Below are 16,666 nucleotides of genomic sequence, written 5' to 3'. Positions count from 1 at the left end.
TCTTACGGCTCCACCACCAGCTTGCCAATGGCACCGCGCCCAGCCATCTTTGCGATGGCATCGCCGCCGCGCTCCAGCGGGAAGGTCTCGGTCACCCTGGGGGCGATCCTGCCCTCCGCCCACAGCTGGAACAGCCGGTCGATATTCGCCTGGTTGGCGGCCGGATCGCGCGCCGCGAATGCACCCCAGAAGACGCCACACACGTTGCAGCTCTTGAGCAGCGTGAGGTTCAGCGGCAGCCGTGGGATGCCAGCCGGAAAGCCGACCACGAGGTAGCGCCCCTCCCACGCGATCGAACGCAGCGCGGGTTCGGCATAGTCGCCGCCGACCGGATCGTAGATCACGTGCGCACCGGCCTTGCCGACCGCCGCCTTGAACTGCTCGGCAAGCGCCTTGGACGCGTCCTTGTCGAACGGCGCACGGCCATAGATGATGGCGGTATCGGCGCCGGCCGCCTTGGCAGCAGCCGCCTTTTCCTCGGACGAGACCGCGGCGACGACGGTGGCGCCGAACGCCTTGCCCAGTTCGATCGCCGCCAGCCCGACACCGCCGGCCGCACCCAGTACGAGTAAAGTCTGCCCGGGCTTCAGATGCCCGCGGTCGAGCAGCGCGTGGATCGTCGTGCCATAGGTCAGGATCAATGACGCACCCTCGGCGAAGCTGCGCCCCTCCGGCAGGCGGTAGAGCTTGGCCGGGTCGGCGATCACCTTTTCCGAAAGACCGCCATGCCCCAGCATCGCGATCACCCGGTCGCCGATCGCCCAGCCTTCCACGCCCTCCCCGATGCTCGCGATCGTCCCCGCGATTTCGCCGCCCGGCGCGAACGGGCGTTCGGGCTTGAACTGATATTTGTCTTCGATGATGAGCACGTCGGGAAAATTGATCGCGCAGGCGCGGACATCGACCACGACCTGCCCCGCCCCCGCCTGCGGATCGGCGACCTCGCTCAGTTCCAGAGTTTCAGGTCCGCCCGGCGCCTTCGACAGCAATGCCCGCATAGCCGCTTCTCCCCTCGATCCACGGGCGATGGACAGCCATCGTCCCTTCGAAGTTCGAAATCGCGGTATCGCGCGCCAAGGTCAAGCCGATCTCGTCGGTCCCCTCCATCAGGCAGCGCCGGCGGAACGGATCGAGGTGGAACGCGAAGCGATCCTGATAGGGGGTGGTGACCGTCATCGTCTCCAGATCGACCGTGATCGGCTGGTCGCGGGCGACCTCCACCAGCCGGTCGATCGCCTCCTGCGGCAGCACGACGGCGACGATGCCGTTCTTGAACGCATTGCCCGAGAAGATGTCCGAAAAGCTCGGCGCGATCACCGCCTTCACGCCCATGTCGGCCAGCGCCCAGGCGGCATGTTCGCGGCTCGATCCGCAGCCGAAATTGTCGCCCGCGATCAGCACCGGCGCGCCCGCGTAGCGCGGATCGTCGAAGATGTTGCCCGGCTGCTGGCGCACCGTCTCGAACGCGCCCTTGCCCAGCCCCGTCCGGGTGATCGTCTTCAGCCAGTGCGCCGGAATGATGACGTCGGTATCGACGTTCTTGGCGCCCCAGGGATAGGCGGTGCCCGATACGATCGTCACCGGTTCCATCACTCGGCGCTCGCGGGAAAGGCGGGCAGCTTGGCGATGTCGGCGGCTTCGTGTTGGATGATGACACTGGCCTTGAGATTCGCCGCCATCTTCTTGAACCGGTCGAGCGAGGCCAGCGTGTCGGCGCGGCCGGTGTTGAAGCCGGGGACGCCGTTCGACGCGTAATTCTCGCGGAAATGCGCCAGATCACCGGTCAGCAGAACCGCGCCCTTGCCCTTCAGCCGCACCAGCAGCGCATGGTGTCCCGGCGTATGACCGGGCATGTCGAGCATCACCACCGTCCCGTCGCCGAACACGTCCTTGTCGCGCGCCACCGTCTCCACCTTGCCGCCGCCCGAGATCCAGTGCGCCAGCGGCCTGGAATCGGGCGCGGCGAAACCGGGCTTGGCGTTCCTGTCGGTCAGCGCGGCCCAATCGCCCGCGCCGATCATCAGCGTCGCACCCGGAAATGCCGCGGCCTGGCCGATATGGTCGAAATGATAATGGCTGATGCCGATGCGGGCGATGCGATCGGGGCGGACGCCGATCTGCGCGAGCTGCTCCACCAGGGTCGCGCGCAGGCTCGGGCTCATCGGATCGGCGGCGTTGGTGGCCACGCCTTTCAGCGCCGCGGGAAGCCCGGTGTCCCAGAGCATCGCCTCGTCGCCGTGCCGGATGAGATAGCAGCTGTCGGTCAGCGTCTTGGTCTGCCCCACATAGGCGCGAGTGTCGGAAAACTGGTCGAGGTCGTTGACCCGCACCGATCCGCAATCGAGCCGGGTCAGCGTCACCTTCGGCACCGCCGGGGTGCTCTGCGCATAGGCCGCGAAGCCGCTGGCCAGCGACCCTGCGCTCAGCAGCGCCAGTACGAACTTCATATCCGTCCCCCCATCACATCGCGAACATCGGCCAGCCGCCCGGTCACCGCCGCCGCCGCCGCCATCGCCGGGGACAGCAAATGGGTGCGCGCCCCCGGCCCCTGCCGCCCGACGAAATTGCGGTTGCTGGTGGAGGCGCAGCGTTCGCCCGGCGGCACCTTGTCCGGGTTCATCGCCAGGCACATCGAACAGCCCGGCTCGCGCCATTCGAACCCCGCCGCCAGGAAGATGCGGTCCAGCCCCTCGGCCTCGGCCTGCCGCTTGACCAGCCCCGATCCGGGCACGACCAGCGCGCGGACGCCATCGGCGACCCGGCGGCCGTCCGCCACGCCGGCGGCGGCGCGCAGGTCTTCGATGCGGCTGTTGGTGCAGCTGCCGATGAAGACGTGCTGGACGGGGACATCCTGCATCGCGGTGCCGGGGGCGAGCCCCATATACTCCAGCGACTTGCGCGCGGCATCGCGCTTGGACGGATCGGCGAAGCTGTCCGGGTGCGGCACATGGCCGGTGACCGGCACGACATCCTCGGGGCTGGTGCCCCAGGTCAGCGACGGCGCGATATCGGACGCGTCGAGCCGGACGCTGCGATCGTACCGCGCGCCCGCGTCGGTCGCCAGGCTGCGCCACCACGCGACGGCGCGGTCCCAGGCCTCGCCCTGCGGCGCCATCGGCCGGCCCTTCAGATAGGCGAAGGTCGTCTCGTCCGGCGCGATCAGCCCGGCGCGCGCGCCCGCCTCGATCGACATGTTGGCGACGGTCAGCCGCCCCTCGATCGACATGTCGCGGAATACCCCGCCGGTATATTCGACGACGTGGCCGGTGCCACCGGCCGCGCCGATCCGGCCGATAATCGACAGGATCACGTCCTTCGGGCTGACCCCGAAACCCAGCGTGCCTTCGACGCGGATCTCCATCGTCTTCGACTGCTGGAGCAGCAGCGTCTGCGTCGCCAGGACATGCTCGACCTCGCTGGTGCCGATCCCGAACGCGAGCGCGCCGAGCGCGCCGTGCGCCGAGGTATGGCTGTCGCCGCAGACGAGCGTCGTGCCCGGCAGCGTGAAGCCCAGTTCGGGACCGACGACGTGGACGATCCCCTGCTCGGCGGCATTCGCGTCGATATAGTCGATGCCGAATTCGGCGGTGTTGCGCCGCAGCGCCTCCAGCTGCGCCGCGCTCTCGGGATCGGCGATCGGCAGCGCGCGGCCGAGCGCATCGACGCGCGGCGTCGTCGGCAAATTGTGGTCGGGCACCGCCAGCGTCAGCTCGGGCCGGCGGACCCGCCGCCCGGCGACCCGCAGCCCCTCGAACGCCTGCGGCGACGTGACCTCATGGACCAGGTGGCGGTCGATATAGATCAGGCAGGTGCCGTCGTCGCGCCGCTCAACGACGTGCGCGGCCCAGATCTTTTCGTAAAGGGTTTGGGGTGCGGCCATGATGCGCCGAGGCGTTAACCGATTGTCGCGACGAACCCAAGCCCGGCCCGACCGATCAGCCCTTTACCTTAGTCAGCCCTGATACGCCGCCGTCGTCTTCGCCGCCACCTCGTCCGCACTCACCCCCGGCGCCAGTTCGACCAGCTTGAACGGCGCGTCGTGATCGGCGCGCTGAAAGACGGCCAGGTCGGTGACGATCATGTCGACCACGTTCTTGCCCGTCAGCGGCAACGTGCAGGTCGGGATGAACTTCGGGCTGCCGTCCTTGGCAGTGTGATCCATGACCACGATGATCTTCTTGACGCCAGCGACCAAATCCATCGCGCCGCCCATGCCCTTTATCATCTTGCCCGGAATCATCCAATTGGCGATGTCACCGCCTTCGCTGACCTCCATCGCGCCGAGCACGGTCAGGTCGATATGCCCGCCGCGGATCATCGCGAAGCTGTCGGCGCTGCTGAAATACACCGACTGCGGCAGTTCGCTGATCGTCTGCTTGCCCGCATTGATGAGGTCGGCGTCGACTTCATCCTCGTAAGGAAACGGCCCGATGCCGAGCATGCCGTTCTCCGACTGCAGCGTCACCGTCATGCCCGCGGGGATGTTGTTCGCTACCAGCGTGGGGATGCCGATCCCCAGGTTGACGTAATAGCCGTCGCGTAGTTCCTTCGCCGCACGCGCGGCCATCTGGTTGCGGTCCCAAGGCATCGTCTCTTCCTTTACCAGAGCCGTATCACACCGAACGCATCGAAAATGCGCTCGTTGGATACAAAGGTCATGTTCTCGATCATCGCTTGTGCAATCAGCATGCGATCGAAGGGATCCTTATGGGCAATCGTCAGAGAGCCCGCCAATTGCCCGTGCCCTGCCGTCAAGGCGAGCGGTTGCAGGCCACATGCCCGTATCTGATCCATGAAGTCGGTCGCAAGCGGCCTGCCTTCTTCCAGCTTGCCGATACGGACCTTCGTCGCGATTTCCATCGCCGAAATCGCGCTTGCGAAAACCTCGTTTTCACCATTTTCGATCGCGTCACGCGCTCTGGCAGACAGCTGTCCGATATCAGCAGCCCACCAGATCAGCGCGTGCGTATCAAGTAGCAGCCGCATCGTCGTCCGGGCGATATAGCGGATCGGTAGGCAGGCTTTCGCCGTTCCAAAGCCTCAGCTCCTCGTCCGGCAGCGGATCCCAGAACCCGTCCGCCAGCGGATCCTTGCCCGGCGTGATCGTATGCGCCAGCCAGCCACCGACGCGCTTCGGCTTGGCGATGGGTTCGAGCGGAACGATCTTCACCACCGGTTCGCGCCCACGCGTGATCGTGACCTCCTCGCCCGCCAGCACGGCAGCGATCAGCCGCGACAGATGCGTCTTCGCTTCGTGAACAGAAACCGTCGCCATGACTAAGCCACTTAGTCTTGCCAGCCGGAACGATCAAGCCGCCGCCCGCTCGCGCACCGTGCGAAACTCGATCTTCTTCTCATACGGCGCGCCGACGATCATCCGTTTAACATAGATGCCGGGCAGATGGATCGAGTCGGAATCGAGCGAACCCACCGGCACCACTTCCTCCACCTCCGCCACGCACATCCGGCCCGCGGTCGCCATCGGCTGGTTGAAGTTGCGCGCGGTCTTGCGGAAGATCAGGTTGCCGCTTTCGTCGGCCTTCCACCCCTTGATGATGCTCAGATCGGCGCGGATGCCGCGTTCGAGGATGAAATCCTCACCGTCGAAGGTCTTCACCTCCTTGCCCTCCGCCACCAGCGTGCCCACGCCGGTCTTCGTATAGAACCCCGGAATCCCCGCGCCCCCCGCCCGGCAGCGCTCGGCGAGCGTCCCTTGCGGGCAGAATTCCACCTCCAGCTCGCCGCTCAGATATTGGCGTTCGAATTCCTTGTTTTCGCCGACATAGCTGGAAATCATCTTCTTCACCTGCCGCGTGCGCAGCAGCTTGCCGAGCCCCTCGCCGTCGACGCCGGCGTTGTTGCTGGCGATCGTCAGATCCTTCACCCCCGAAGCGCGGATCGCATCGATCAGCCGCTCGGGCACCCCGCACAGGCCGAAGCCGCCCGCGCAGATCGTGATACCGTCGTGAAGCAACCCTTCGAGCGCGGCGGCGGCATCCGGATAGAGCTTCTGCATCGCAAACCCTTGGCTGATGTGGATGCTGCGCGACTAAGCGGACGGCGCAGGCGCGGTCAAGCCAGGGCGATGACCCAAGGCGATGACGGTGCCCACGCGCGGATCGGCCCGACCCGCGACGACCTCGGCATAAGCGGCCAGCGCGGCGTCCGCGCCTTCGCGGGTCTCGATCGCCGACAGCGCACGCGCGTCCGCCATGAACCGGCGCCAGGCCGCACCGACGCGTTCGTTCAGCACCCTGCCGCCCCACTCCGCCGATCTCTTGGCCATGCGGGCAGGCGCGAAGAAGCCGGTGCGGCCCTGCCCGCCGAAGCCCGCGCGCGCTTCCCAATGCGTCGCGCCGACGACCATGCTGAGTTTCAGCGCCTCGCCCCAATGCGCGTGGATGCGTTTGGCCACGCCCGCATCGCCGGCGATGTCGATCAACGCGCTCGGCGTGCCCGCATCGAGCGTCTCGATCGCGTCATAGGTAACGACGCGGTCGTACAGCCCGGTGCCCCCGACGAAAGCAGCGCTCGCCGGGGAAGTCAGACCGACCAGTTCGGGCCTGGCTTCGCGCTCGCGAAATGCATGCGCGAAGCCGCAGGCGGTCTTGCTCGATGCGCTGGTGACGATCACCGACGCCGCGCCATGATCGCGCTCGTCGTCGAGTTGGTCGGCGATCAGCCAGCCGGTGAGATAGAGAGGGCGAAAGATCGGCCACAGGTCGCGATCCGCCGCATCGTAATCGGCCAGCCCGCTCACCGCCTGATAATGATTATAGAGCGCCGGCAGGTGCGCGCGGTGCGGGCTGGCATCCACGAAGCCATGCGCGCCGACGCGTTCGGGCAGCAGGCGGGTGTGGCTGGCCAAAGCATAATAGCCGTAGAATTCGTCCCCTTGCGAAAAGCCCGGATGCGCCGATCGCGTCACCCGCGCAAAGCCCCAGACCGGCAACCGCCCGGGCGCATCGCGCGGCCCGAAGAAGTCCCAATAGCCGCCGTCCGATCCCAGCAACCCCATCGGCTCGCCGAGCGCCGCATAGGTGACGTTGTTTGCGGTGATCGCGATCAGCACCGGCGCGACCTCGATCTCGCCCGCCGCCAGCGGGGTCTCGGGATCGTCCACGAGCGCCGCCCGGTCGATTGCCGCGCGGTCGATGTCGATGGCCCAGCGGTTCATGCCGATGTTCCTCGTGTCTGATGTTCCAGCCGCAAACCGGGGCGCGGCCATGTCGCCCTCACCAGCCGGCCGGAGCCGGACAGCGTCACCCAGGCGGTGGTCATATCGTCTCCGCCCCAGCAGATATTGGTGGTGAACGGATCGTCGGTGGCGACGAACGCCACCAGATCACCCTGCGGCGAGACGACGCTGATGCCGCATTCGCCGATCGTCGCGACGCAGATGTTGCCGCCCGCCTCGACCCCCAGCGAATCGAAGAACTTATAGCCCGCCGGCCGGTAAAGCGGCGTACCCGCACCGCCGATCCCGCTCGTCGGGTCGACCTTGCCTGGCGCGACGATGTCGAACGCCATCAGGCGGCAGGTATAGGTCTCGGCAGCGTACAGGCGCCCGCCGTCGGGCGACAGGCCGATGCCGTTGGGGTTCTCGGACGGGAAGATTACCTCCTCCAGATGGCTGCCGTCGGCTTTCGCATAGAAGATGCCGGTGACATCGCGGGTCCGTTCGCGCGTCTTGCCGTGATCGGTGAACCAGAAACCGCCGTGCGCATCGAAGACGATGTCGTTGGGGCCGCGCAACGTGCAGCCGAAATCCCCATCGCGGTACAAGGTCTCGATCGCGCCGGTCGCGATGTCGATCCGCTCGATCCGCCCGCCCGAATAATCGGACGCCTGGGCATGCGGCACCAGCAAGCCGCTCACCTCGCGGTAGTCGAAGCCGCCGTTGTTGCAGCAATACAGCTTTCCGTCCGGGCCGATCGCCAGCCCGTTGGGACCGCCGCCGGGCCGCGCCACGACGGTGCAGACCCCGTCGGGCGCCACGCGGGTGATGCGGCCGGCCTCGATCTCAACCAGGATGACGCTCCCGTCCGGCATCGCAACCGGGCCTTCGGGAAAGCGCAGGCCGCTGGCGACGGTCGTCCACTCGATCATGCAGGCTCTCCATATCCCGTTTTTCACGATGGTAGCGACTGGGCGGTCGCGGTACATCCCCCGCATGCTTAGAACCGGTGGCCGCATCCTCGTCGACACTCTCGTGGCCCAAGGCTGCGACCGCATCTTCACCGTGCCGGGGGAGAGCTTCCTCGCCGTCCTCGACGCGCTTCACGATACGCCGCAGGTCGACTTGGTGACCTGCCGGCAGGAGGGCGGCGTCACGTTCATGGCCTGCGCGGACGGCACGCTGACCCACCGCCCCGGCATCGCCTTCGTCACGCGCGGCCCCGGCGCGACCAATGCCTCGATCGGCGTCCACGTTGCGATGCAGGACAGCCAGCCAATGATCCTCTTCATCGGCGACGTCGACCGCGGCACCCGCGACCGCGAGGCGTTCCAGGAGGTCGATTTCCAGGCGATGTTCGCGCCGCTCGCGAAATGGGCAGCGCGCATCGACGACGCGCGGCGCATCCCCGAATACGTCGCGCGCGCCTATGCGACGGCGATGAACGGACGGCCGGGGCCGGTGGTACTAGCGCTGCCCGAGGACATGCTGCTCGACGAAGTGGAGGCGGTGGATCGTCCGCGGGTGGAGCGGGTCCGGCAGACTGCACATCTCGGCCCGTTGGAAGCCATGCTGATTGCGGCCGAGCGCCCGCTGGCGATCGTCGGCGGTGCAGGCTGGACCGCGGCAGCCGGAGACATGTTCGCCGGTTGGGCCGAGGATGCAGGCATCCCGGTCGCATCCGCGTTCCGTCGACAGGATGCGATAGCCAACGACAGTCCTGCCTGGGCAGGCAACCTTGGCTACGGCCCCAATCCAAAGCTGTTGGAACGGGTAAAGGCGGCGGACCTGCTGCTCGTGGTGGGCGCGCGGCTCGGCGAGGCAACAACCGACGGCTACACGCTCGTGTCGCTTGATGGGTCGGAACGAAAGCTAGTCCACGTCCACCCCGACCCTGAGGAGTTCGACCGAACCTACCTGACCGATCTTGCTATCTGTTCAGGGATGGAGGAGTTTGCCGACGCGTTGTCGTCTTTCCAGCCAATGACCGCGGGTGCTGGCGCCGAAGCCCACGCCGAATACCTGACCTGGTCCACCCCCACACCGCGCCCCGACGTCGCGATGGACCTCGGCCCCTGCGTCGCGGCGATGCGCGAAGCGATGCCCGCCGACACCATCATCTGCAACGGCGCGGGCAATTTCTCAGGCTGGTGGCACCGCTATTGGCGCTACGCCGGCCCCGGCTGCCAGCTGGCACCGACCGCAGGCGCGATGGGCTATGGCGTCCCTGCCGCGGTGGCCGCCAAGCTGCGCCACCCCGACCGCCAGGTCGTCGCGCTGGCCGGCGACGGCGATTTCCTGATGAACGGTCAGGAACTCGCGACCGCGGTCCAGCACGGCGCTGACATCCTCGTGCTCGTCATCGACAACAGCGCCTATGGCACGATCCGTATGCACCAGGAGCGCGAATTTCCCGGCCGCGTCTCCGCCACCCGGCTCCACAATCCCGATTTCGCCGCGCTTGCCCGCGCTTACGGCTGCTGGGCCGAGACGGTCGAGCGCACCGAGGAGTTCGGCCCCGCCCTGGCCCGCGCACTCACCCAGCGGGGAGTGCGGCTGCTCCACCTGAAAACCGATGTCGAGACGATCTCCCCCGCCACGACGCTGACCGCGATCAGCGCCCGGTGACGCTGCGCATCCTGGTCGATGCCGACGCCTGCCCGGTCAAGGACGAGGTGTACCGTGTCGCGCTACGCCACGGCGCGGCCGTCGTGATCGTGAGCAATCAGCGGATGCGCATCCCCGATCATCCGCTCGTCACCCGCGCAATCGTCAGCGACGCTTTCGACGCCGCCGACGATTGGATCGCCGAAACCGCAGGCCCCAGCGACATCGTCGTCACCGGCGACATCCTGCTCGCGGACCGCGCGCTAAAGGTCGGCGCGACCGTGCTGGCGCACAACGGCAAACCCTTCACCACCGCCTCGATCGGCGGCGCCATCGCCACCCGCGCGATCATGGCGGACCTGCGCGCGGGCGGCGACGTGATCGGTGGCCCGGCACCCTTTGCCAAGACCGATCGCTCGCGGTTCCTGCAGGCGCTGGATACCGCGCTGGTGAAGATGAGGCGGGCGTAGAACCGCTAAGACTAGCCGCCCTCACCCTTCCCACCGCCTAGGGCGGCGGGCCCCTTCCCTCTCTCGACGGGAGAGGGAGAGATGCGAAGCGGCGATGGGTGAGGACGGTGTACGGCGGATGCACCAAGGACCGCCCGGTTTCCCGAAGCGGCCCTCTCGCATACACGCGCCGCGGCGAAGCCGCGTCGTCGGACCTCGCTAGCGAGGCCGGCCGCGCTTGCGTGGGTGGCGCGGCATCGCCGCGCTCTCGCACGCTGCGCGTCAGATATCATCCCCCAGCGCGCCCTTGACCTTGCCCTTGAACTGTTGGCCCTTGCCGACCGTGCTCTGCGCGGCGCCCTCGGCGGCCAGGTCGGGGTCGTTATTGCGCTTGCCGACCGCTTCCTTCGCGTTGCCGATCGCCTCGTTGACATTGCCTTTGATCTTGTCGGTGAGCTCACCCATGATAACCTCCACGCGAGCTGCCGGCGTGAGGGTCACGTCGGCTTGATCTCGCGTAATAAAACGGATCAGCCGGACCAGGGTTCCGGATCAGATCAGCCCCGCCAGCGGGCTGGACGGATCGGCATAGCGCCGTTTGCCCATGCGGCCCGCGCGATACGCCAGCCGCCCGCTCTCCACGCCCAGGCGCATCGCGGCCGCCATCATCACCGGGTCTTTCGCCTCGGCAATCGCGGTGTTCATCAACACCCCGTCGCAGCCCAATTCCATCGCGAACGCCGCGTCGGATGCGGTGCCGACGCCCGCATCGACCAGCACCGGCACCCCCGCGCCCTCGACGATCAGCCGGATCGTCACCGCATTCTGGATGCCCAGCCCTGATCCGATCGGCGCGCCCAGCGGCATGATCGCCACCGCGCCGGCATTCTCCAGCCGCTTGGCCGCGATAGGATCATCGACGCAATAGACCATCGGCAGAAAGCCTTCGTTGGCCAGCACCTCGGTCGCGCGCAATGTCTCGACCATGTCCGGATACAGTGTCTTCGCCTCGCCCAGCACCTCCAGCTTCACCAGATCCCATCCCCCCGCCTCGCGCGCCAGCCGCAGCGTGCGGATCGCCGATTCGGCGTCGAAACAGCCAGCGGTATTGGGCAGATAGGTGACGCGCTTTGGGTCGATATAGTCGGTCAGCATCGGCGCCTTGGGATCGCTGACGTTCACCCGCCGCACCGCGACCGTCACGATCTCCGCCCCCGACGCCTCCAGCGCCGCGGCGTTCTGCGCGAAGTCCTTGTACTTGCCCGTGCCCACGATCAGCCGCGATCGGAACGTCCTCCCGGCAACCGTCCAGGTATCCGCATCGACCGGCTTCACGTGGTCGCCGCCGCCGACAAAATGCACGATCTCGAAATCGTCGCCATCCTCGACCTGCACCCGCGCCAGCGTCGATCGCGGCACCACTTCCAGATTGCGCTCCACCGCAACCTTTTCGGGGATCAGCCCCAGTTCGTTCGCGAGATCGGCGATCGACAGCCCGGCGGCGACGCGCTTGTGCTCGCCGTTGACGGTGATCGAGACGGTTCCATCGGCGTGGGCCATATATACTCCGGGGGCGCAGGCGGTTTGCCGCGTCGGCGCGTCGCATATAGGTAGCCGCAGCGAACCCCCGCAACCGAAAGGTCCGTGCGCCATGACCGCCACCGTCTTCGTCCTCAACGGCCCGAACCTAAACCTGCTCGGCGTGCGCGAGCCCGAGATATACGGCCACGACACGCTCGACGACATCGCCAACATGCTCGACGATCGCGCGCGCGAACTGGACCTGGAGATCGACCTGCGCCAGTCCAATCACGAAGGCCATCTGATCGACTGGCTGCACGAGGCGCAGGCGCGCGACGTGAAGGCGGTACTCCTGAATGCGGGCGGGTTCACCCATACCTCGGTGGCGCTTCACGACGCGATCAAGGGCGTGAAGACTCCGGTGATCGAGGTGCATCTGTCCAATCCGCACGCGCGCGAAAACTTTCGCCACATAAGTTTGGTCGGCCAGGCTGCACGCGGCACGATCGCCGGTTTCGGCGCGCAGTCCTACATGCTCGCGCTTGAAGCCGCGGCGCGCATCTGACAGATGCGCTGACATGACCGATCAGACAGACCAAGCGATGAAGGTCGATATCGACCTCGTCCGCCAACTCGCCGAATTGCTCGACGCCACCGCCTTGACCGAGATCGAGGTCGAGCATGGCGACCGCAAAATCCGCGTCGCGCGCAAGGCGGCGGCGGTGAACGCCGCGCCCGCGCATTATGCAGCCCCAGTCGCTGCGCCCTTGCCGGCGCTCACGGCCGCGCCTGCCGAAGTGGGGGCGTCCGCCCCCGCCTCCACCGCGCATGCGGTGAAGTCGCCGATGGTCGGCACGGCCTATCTCGCCCCCGAACCCGGCGCCAAGGCGTTCGCAGGCGTGGGGCAGAAGGTCGCGGCGGGCGACACGCTGCTGATCGTCGAGGCGATGAAGGTGATGAACCCGATTCTCGCGCCCTCGGCAGGCACGGTCACCGCGGTACTGGTCGAAGCCGGCCAGCCGGTGGAATTCGATCAGCCGCTGATCGTGGTGGAATAATGGCCGCGATCAAGAAGCTGTTGATCGCCAACCGCGGCGAGATCGCGCTGCGCATCCACCGCGCCTGCCACGAAATGGGGATCAAGACCGTCGCGGTCCATTCCACCGCGGACGCCGACGCCATGCACGTGCGCCTGGCGGACGAGGCGATCTGCATCGGCCCGCCGTCCGCCACCGACAGCTACCTCAACATCCCCAACATCATCTCGGCCGCCGAAATCTCCGGCGCCGACGCGATCCACCCAGGCTACGGCTTTCTCAGCGAGAACGCACGCTTCGCCGAGATCGTCGAGCTTCATAATATCATCTTCGTCGGGCCGAAGCCCGAGCATATCCGCACGATGGGCGACAAGGTGGAGGCGAAGCGCACCGCGGGCGCGCTCGGCCTGCCGCTGGTCCCCGGCTCCGACGGCGCGATCGACGACCTGGCCGAAGCCAAGGCGCTGGCCGAGGCGATCGGCTATCCGGTCATCATCAAGGCGGCATCCGGCGGCGGCGGCCGAGGCATGAAGGTGTGCACGTCCGAGGACAGCCTCGAAACGCTGATGCAGCAGGCGGGCACCGAGGCGAAGGCGGCGTTCGGCGACGCGACCGTCTATATGGAGAAATACCTCGGCAACCCGCGCCATATCGAATTCCAGATATTCGGCGACGGCAAGGGGAACGCCATCCACCTGGGCGAGCGCGACTGCTCGCTCCAGCGTCGCCATCAAAAGGTGCTGGAGGAGGCCCCCTCCCCGGTCATCACCCCTGCCGAGCGGGACCGGATGGGCGGCGTCGTCGCCAAGGCGATGGCCGACATGGGCTATCGCGGTGCAGGCACGATCGAGTTCCTGTGGGAAGACGGCGAATTCTATTTCATCGAGATGAACACCCGGCTTCAGGTCGAACATCCGGTGACCGAGGCGATCACCGGCATCGACCTGGTCCGCGAACAGATCCGCGTCGCCGAGGGTTGCGACCTCTCGGTCACCCAGGACCGCGTCCGCTTCCACGGCCATGCGATCGAATGCCGGATCAACGCCGAAGACCCGCGCACCTTCGCGCCCTCGCCGGGCAAGGTGACGCAGTTCCACGCGCCCGGCGGCATGCACGTCCGCGTGGATTCCGGGCTATATGCCGGCTACAAGGTGCCGCCTTATTACGACAGCATGATCGCCAAGCTGATCGTCTACGGCACCACCCGCGAACGCTGCATCGCGCGCCTGCGCCGCGCGCTGGAGGAATTCGTGATCGAGGGGATGAAGACCACCATCCCCTTGCACCGCGCGCTGATCGAAGACCCGGAATTCCAAGCGGGGGCGTATACCATCAAGTGGCTGGAGGAATGGCTGGCCAAGCAGGACGAGCCTTGACTCACCCCGTTCTCGGCAAGCTCGTTACCCTTCCCGCGCAACAGGTATGGGGTCACGAAGCAGCGGTGTTCACGCCTTGGCTTGCGGCCAATCTAGACCTGTTGGCCGAACCGCTGGGTATCGATGAACTCGAACTTCAAGGAACGGAAGTTCCTGCGGGTGACTTTCGTCTTGATATTCTGGCTGAGGACAGCGCCGGGAACGCCGTGCTCATAGAGAACCAGTTCGGTGCTACCGATCACCGCCATCTCGGCCAGCTCATCAGTTATGTCGCCAGCCAGAACCGTCGGGCGACGGTGATCTGGGTGGCCGAACGCTTCAAGGACGATCACCGTGCCGCAATAGATTGGCTGAATGCAGCTACAGGAGAAGACTACAGCTTCTTTGCGGTTGAGATTGAGGCACTGAAGATCGGCGATAGCCAGCCGGCGCCGTTCTTCAATGTGGTTGCGAAGCCGAACAGATGGACGAAAACGGTTCGATCGGCTGGCCCTGCCGCAAGCGATGGCTCACAAGGCGAGCGACACAAGGTACGGCTTGCCTATTGGTCGGCCTTTGCCGAATATCTGCGCCAGAATGACCCCAGCTTCGTCATCCGTCGAGATAATCGGGATCACTGGTTCGAATTTCGTATTGGCCGTGGCGGGGTAGTTATCAGCGCCACAATCAGCACGCAGAAGAAGCGCGTTGGGGTCGAACTCTACTTGAGCCGAGACCCCCTCAAGTCCGGCATACGCCAGTTGGCGGCGGAGCGTGAAACGATCGAGGCAGAGATGGGCCAGGCGCTTGACTGGCAAGAACTGCCGACGAAGCGAGCGAGTCGAATCGCGTTATTCCTCGACGACGTCGATCCCGCCTCGCCAGACCAGTATGCGGCCCTGCATGCCTGGATGCTCGACAAGATGCAGCGTTTCCGGCGAGTGTTCGGCGCAAGGGTCAAGGCGCTCACTTTCGATGCCGATGATGATCGCGATGAAGACGGCTTCGCTGCTGTGCTCGGCTGAAATCGCCATGCGTGCTGCTACAGCGGGCATCGAGCGACAATCTGCCCGATTCGCGAGCACGAAATTTACCCTTTCTTCACGGTTGCCCCAGCGGCGCGCGACTGGCACGTTCGGTGCAAGGCTTTCAGGCGGGCGAGGGTTTCATAACGAGCGGGGGCAAGCACCAACGTGAAGAAGGTCGAAGCGATCATCAAGCCGTTCAAGCTCGATGAAGTGAAGGAGGCGCTGCACGAGATCGGCGTGTCGGGGATCACGGTGACCGAGGCCAAGGGCTTCGGCCGGCAGAAGGGCCACACCGAATTGTATCGCGGCGCCGAATATGTCGTCGACTTCCTCCCCAAGGTGAAGCTGGAGGTCGTCGTCGAGGATTCGCTGGCGGAGCGCGTGGTCGAGGCGATCGCGAACGCGGCGCAGACCGGGCGCATCGGCGACGGCAAGATCTTCGTCATTCCTGTCGAATCCGCGCTGCGCATTCGTACCGGCGAACGCGACGATGCCGCGATCTGACGCACCGCCCGCTTCGATCGATCACACCGACGTTGTTTGACGCGGCGCAACATTGCGTGGAAAAGTCGGCCGGCGTCGCAACATGATTCCCGGCTTCGGCCGAACCACCTTCAAGCAGAGCAAGGGGCATTTCAATGGCAGCTTCGGCCACCGACATTCTGAAAATGGTCAAGGAACAGGAGATCGAATGGATCGACCTGCGCTTCACCGATCCCAAGGGCAAATGGCAGCATCTGACGATGGTCGCCGGCCTGATTGGCGAGGACGAACTGACCGACGGGCTGATGTTCGACGGCTCCTCGATCGAGGGCTGGAAGGCGATCAACGAGAGCGACATGACGCTCATGCCCGATCTCGACGCGGTCTATACCGATCCGTTCTCGGCGACACCGATGCTGATCGTGTTCTGCGACGTGGTCGATCCGGTCACCGGCGAATTGTACGCGCGTGACCCGCGCTCGACCGCGAAGCGTGCCGAAGCCTATCTGAAGACCACCGGCGTGGGCGATACCGTCTATGTCGGGCCGGAAGCGGAATTCTTCCTGTTCGACGACGTGCGCTTCGAAAACAGCTATTCGACGAGCTATTACAAGATCGACGACATCGAATTGCCGGGCAATTCGGGCCGCGAATACGAAGGCGGCAACATGGGCCATCGCCCGCGCGCGAAGGGCGGCTATTTCCCGGTCGCGCCGGTCGATTCCGCGGTCGACATCCGCGGTGAGATGGTCTCGACGATGATCGAGATGGGCCTGCCCTGCGACAAGCACCATCACGAAGTCGCCGCCGCGCAGCACGAACTGGGCCTGACGTTCGGCACGCTGACGGTCACCGCCGATCGCATGCAGATCTACAAATACGTCGTCCACCAGGTCGCGCATGCGTATGGCAAGACCGCCACGTTCATGCCCAAGCCGATCAAGGAAGACAACGGATCGGGCATGCACACGCACTTCTCGATCTGGAACGGCAAGGAACCGCTGTTCGC

20 protein-coding genes are annotated in these 16,666 nt (G+C 66.0%); 8 read left to right on the top strand and 12 right to left on the bottom strand.

What is annotated here, in order from left to right; genetic code table 11:
* Positions 1 to 2 precede the first annotated feature (2 nt).
* The 10 genes from VF643_RS02680 to VF643_RS02635 form a co-directional block, all read right to left on the bottom strand.
* Positions 3 to 998, bottom strand: a complete 996-nt coding sequence (locus tag VF643_RS02680) for an NADPH:quinone oxidoreductase family protein (protein WP_331041820.1) — start codon at positions 996 to 998, stop codon at positions 3 to 5.
* A complete protein-coding gene (gene leuD, locus VF643_RS02675) occupies positions 961 to 1,590 on the bottom strand; it encodes a 3-isopropylmalate dehydratase small subunit (RefSeq protein WP_331041895.1) in 630 nt (209 codons plus the stop codon). The genes VF643_RS02680 and leuD overlap by 38 nt, the downstream gene beginning before the upstream one ends.
* Entirely contained in the window at positions 1,590 to 2,447 is an 858-nt protein-coding gene (locus tag VF643_RS02670; RefSeq protein WP_331041819.1) for an N-acyl homoserine lactonase family protein, read from the bottom strand. The genes leuD and VF643_RS02670 overlap by 1 nt, the downstream gene beginning before the upstream one ends.
* Positions 2,444 to 3,880, bottom strand: a complete 1,437-nt coding sequence (gene leuC, locus VF643_RS02665; protein WP_414713778.1) for a 3-isopropylmalate dehydratase large subunit — start codon at positions 3,878 to 3,880, stop codon at positions 2,444 to 2,446. Before leuC ends, VF643_RS02670 begins: the two co-directional genes overlap by 4 nt.
* Before the next feature lie 72 nt (positions 3,881 to 3,952).
* Complete coding sequence (locus tag VF643_RS02660; protein ID WP_331041818.1) at positions 3,953 to 4,588, bottom strand: 3-oxoacid CoA-transferase subunit B; 636 nt, start codon at positions 4,586 to 4,588, stop codon at positions 3,953 to 3,955.
* Positions 4,589 to 4,599: 11 nt separating this feature from the next.
* On the bottom strand, positions 4,600 to 4,986 hold the full coding sequence (locus tag VF643_RS02655; RefSeq protein ID WP_331041817.1) for a type II toxin-antitoxin system VapC family toxin: 387 nt from the start codon (positions 4,984 to 4,986) through the stop codon (positions 4,600 to 4,602).
* Positions 4,970 to 5,275, bottom strand: a complete 306-nt coding sequence (locus VF643_RS02650; protein ID WP_331041816.1) for a type II toxin-antitoxin system prevent-host-death family antitoxin — start codon at positions 5,273 to 5,275, stop codon at positions 4,970 to 4,972. The genes VF643_RS02655 and VF643_RS02650 overlap by 17 nt, the downstream gene beginning before the upstream one ends.
* A 33-nt stretch (positions 5,276 to 5,308) precedes the next feature.
* The gene (locus tag VF643_RS02645; RefSeq protein ID WP_331041815.1) at positions 5,309 to 6,016 is read right to left on the bottom strand and encodes a CoA transferase subunit A; all 708 of its coding nucleotides are present in this window, start codon (positions 6,014 to 6,016) and stop codon (positions 5,309 to 5,311) included.
* A 33-nt stretch (positions 6,017 to 6,049) separates the two neighbouring features.
* A complete protein-coding gene (locus VF643_RS02640; RefSeq protein ID WP_331041814.1) occupies positions 6,050 to 7,177 on the bottom strand; it encodes a DUF2855 family protein in 1,128 nt (375 codons plus the stop codon).
* Complete coding sequence (locus tag VF643_RS02635) at positions 7,174 to 8,109, bottom strand: SMP-30/gluconolactonase/LRE family protein (protein ID WP_331041813.1); 936 nt, start codon at positions 8,107 to 8,109, stop codon at positions 7,174 to 7,176. Before VF643_RS02635 ends, VF643_RS02640 begins: the two co-directional genes overlap by 4 nt.
* Positions 8,110 to 8,173: 64 nt before the next feature.
* Here VF643_RS02635 and VF643_RS02630 point away from each other — a divergent pair, with 64 nt between their 5' ends.
* Complete coding sequence (locus VF643_RS02630) at positions 8,174 to 9,805, top strand: thiamine pyrophosphate-binding protein (protein WP_331041812.1); 1,632 nt, start codon at positions 8,174 to 8,176, stop codon at positions 9,803 to 9,805.
* A gap of 2 nt (positions 9,806 to 9,807) precedes the next feature.
* Positions 9,808 to 10,254 carry a YaiI/YqxD family protein gene (locus VF643_RS02625; protein ID WP_331041893.1) on the top strand — a complete coding sequence of 149 codons (447 nt, stop codon included), beginning with the start codon at positions 9,808 to 9,810 and terminating at the stop codon, positions 10,252 to 10,254.
* 261 nt (positions 10,255 to 10,515) lie between these two features.
* Here VF643_RS02625 and VF643_RS02620 read toward each other — a convergent pair whose 3' ends face one another.
* Positions 10,516 to 10,698, bottom strand: coding sequence for a CsbD family protein (locus tag VF643_RS02620; protein WP_331041811.1), 183 nt, complete (start codon positions 10,696 to 10,698; stop codon positions 10,516 to 10,518).
* Between the two features lie 87 nt (positions 10,699 to 10,785).
* Positions 10,786 to 11,793: a sulfur carrier protein ThiS gene (thiS, locus tag VF643_RS02615; protein WP_331041810.1), complete on the bottom strand. Its 1,008-nt coding sequence runs from the start codon at positions 11,791 to 11,793 to the stop codon at positions 10,786 to 10,788.
* 91 nt (positions 11,794 to 11,884) lie between these two features.
* Here thiS and aroQ point away from each other — a divergent pair, with 91 nt between their 5' ends.
* From aroQ to VF643_RS02585, 6 genes are all read left to right on the top strand, one after another.
* Complete coding sequence (aroQ, locus tag VF643_RS02610) at positions 11,885 to 12,319, top strand: type II 3-dehydroquinate dehydratase (RefSeq protein ID WP_331041809.1); 435 nt, start codon at positions 11,885 to 11,887, stop codon at positions 12,317 to 12,319.
* A 13-nt stretch (positions 12,320 to 12,332) separates the two neighbouring features.
* Positions 12,333 to 12,812, top strand: coding sequence for an acetyl-CoA carboxylase biotin carboxyl carrier protein (accB, locus tag VF643_RS02605; protein WP_331041808.1), 480 nt, complete (start codon positions 12,333 to 12,335; stop codon positions 12,810 to 12,812).
* Positions 12,812 to 14,167, top strand: coding sequence for an acetyl-CoA carboxylase biotin carboxylase subunit (accC, locus tag VF643_RS02600; RefSeq protein WP_331041807.1), 1,356 nt, complete (start codon positions 12,812 to 12,814; stop codon positions 14,165 to 14,167). Before accB ends, accC begins: the two co-directional genes overlap by 1 nt.
* Positions 14,164 to 15,171, top strand: a complete 1,008-nt coding sequence (locus VF643_RS02595; protein ID WP_331041806.1) for a DUF4268 domain-containing protein — start codon at positions 14,164 to 14,166, stop codon at positions 15,169 to 15,171. Before accC ends, VF643_RS02595 begins: the two co-directional genes overlap by 4 nt.
* 168 nt (positions 15,172 to 15,339) lie before the next feature.
* Positions 15,340 to 15,678 carry a P-II family nitrogen regulator gene (locus VF643_RS02590; protein WP_331041805.1) on the top strand — a complete coding sequence of 113 codons (339 nt, stop codon included), beginning with the start codon at positions 15,340 to 15,342 and terminating at the stop codon, positions 15,676 to 15,678.
* Positions 15,679 to 15,812: 134 nt separating this feature from the next.
* Positions 15,813 to 16,666 (top strand): glutamine synthetase beta-grasp domain-containing protein (locus VF643_RS02585; protein WP_331041804.1); only part of this gene is annotated, 854 nt, incomplete at its 3' end.

The organism is Sphingomonas sp. (assembly GCF_036387595.1).
Lineage (GTDB): Bacteria > Pseudomonadota > Alphaproteobacteria > Sphingomonadales > Sphingomonadaceae > Sphingomonas.
The sequence above is the reverse complement of the archived record's forward strand: the minus strand, read 5'-3'. Positions and strand labels throughout refer to the sequence as shown.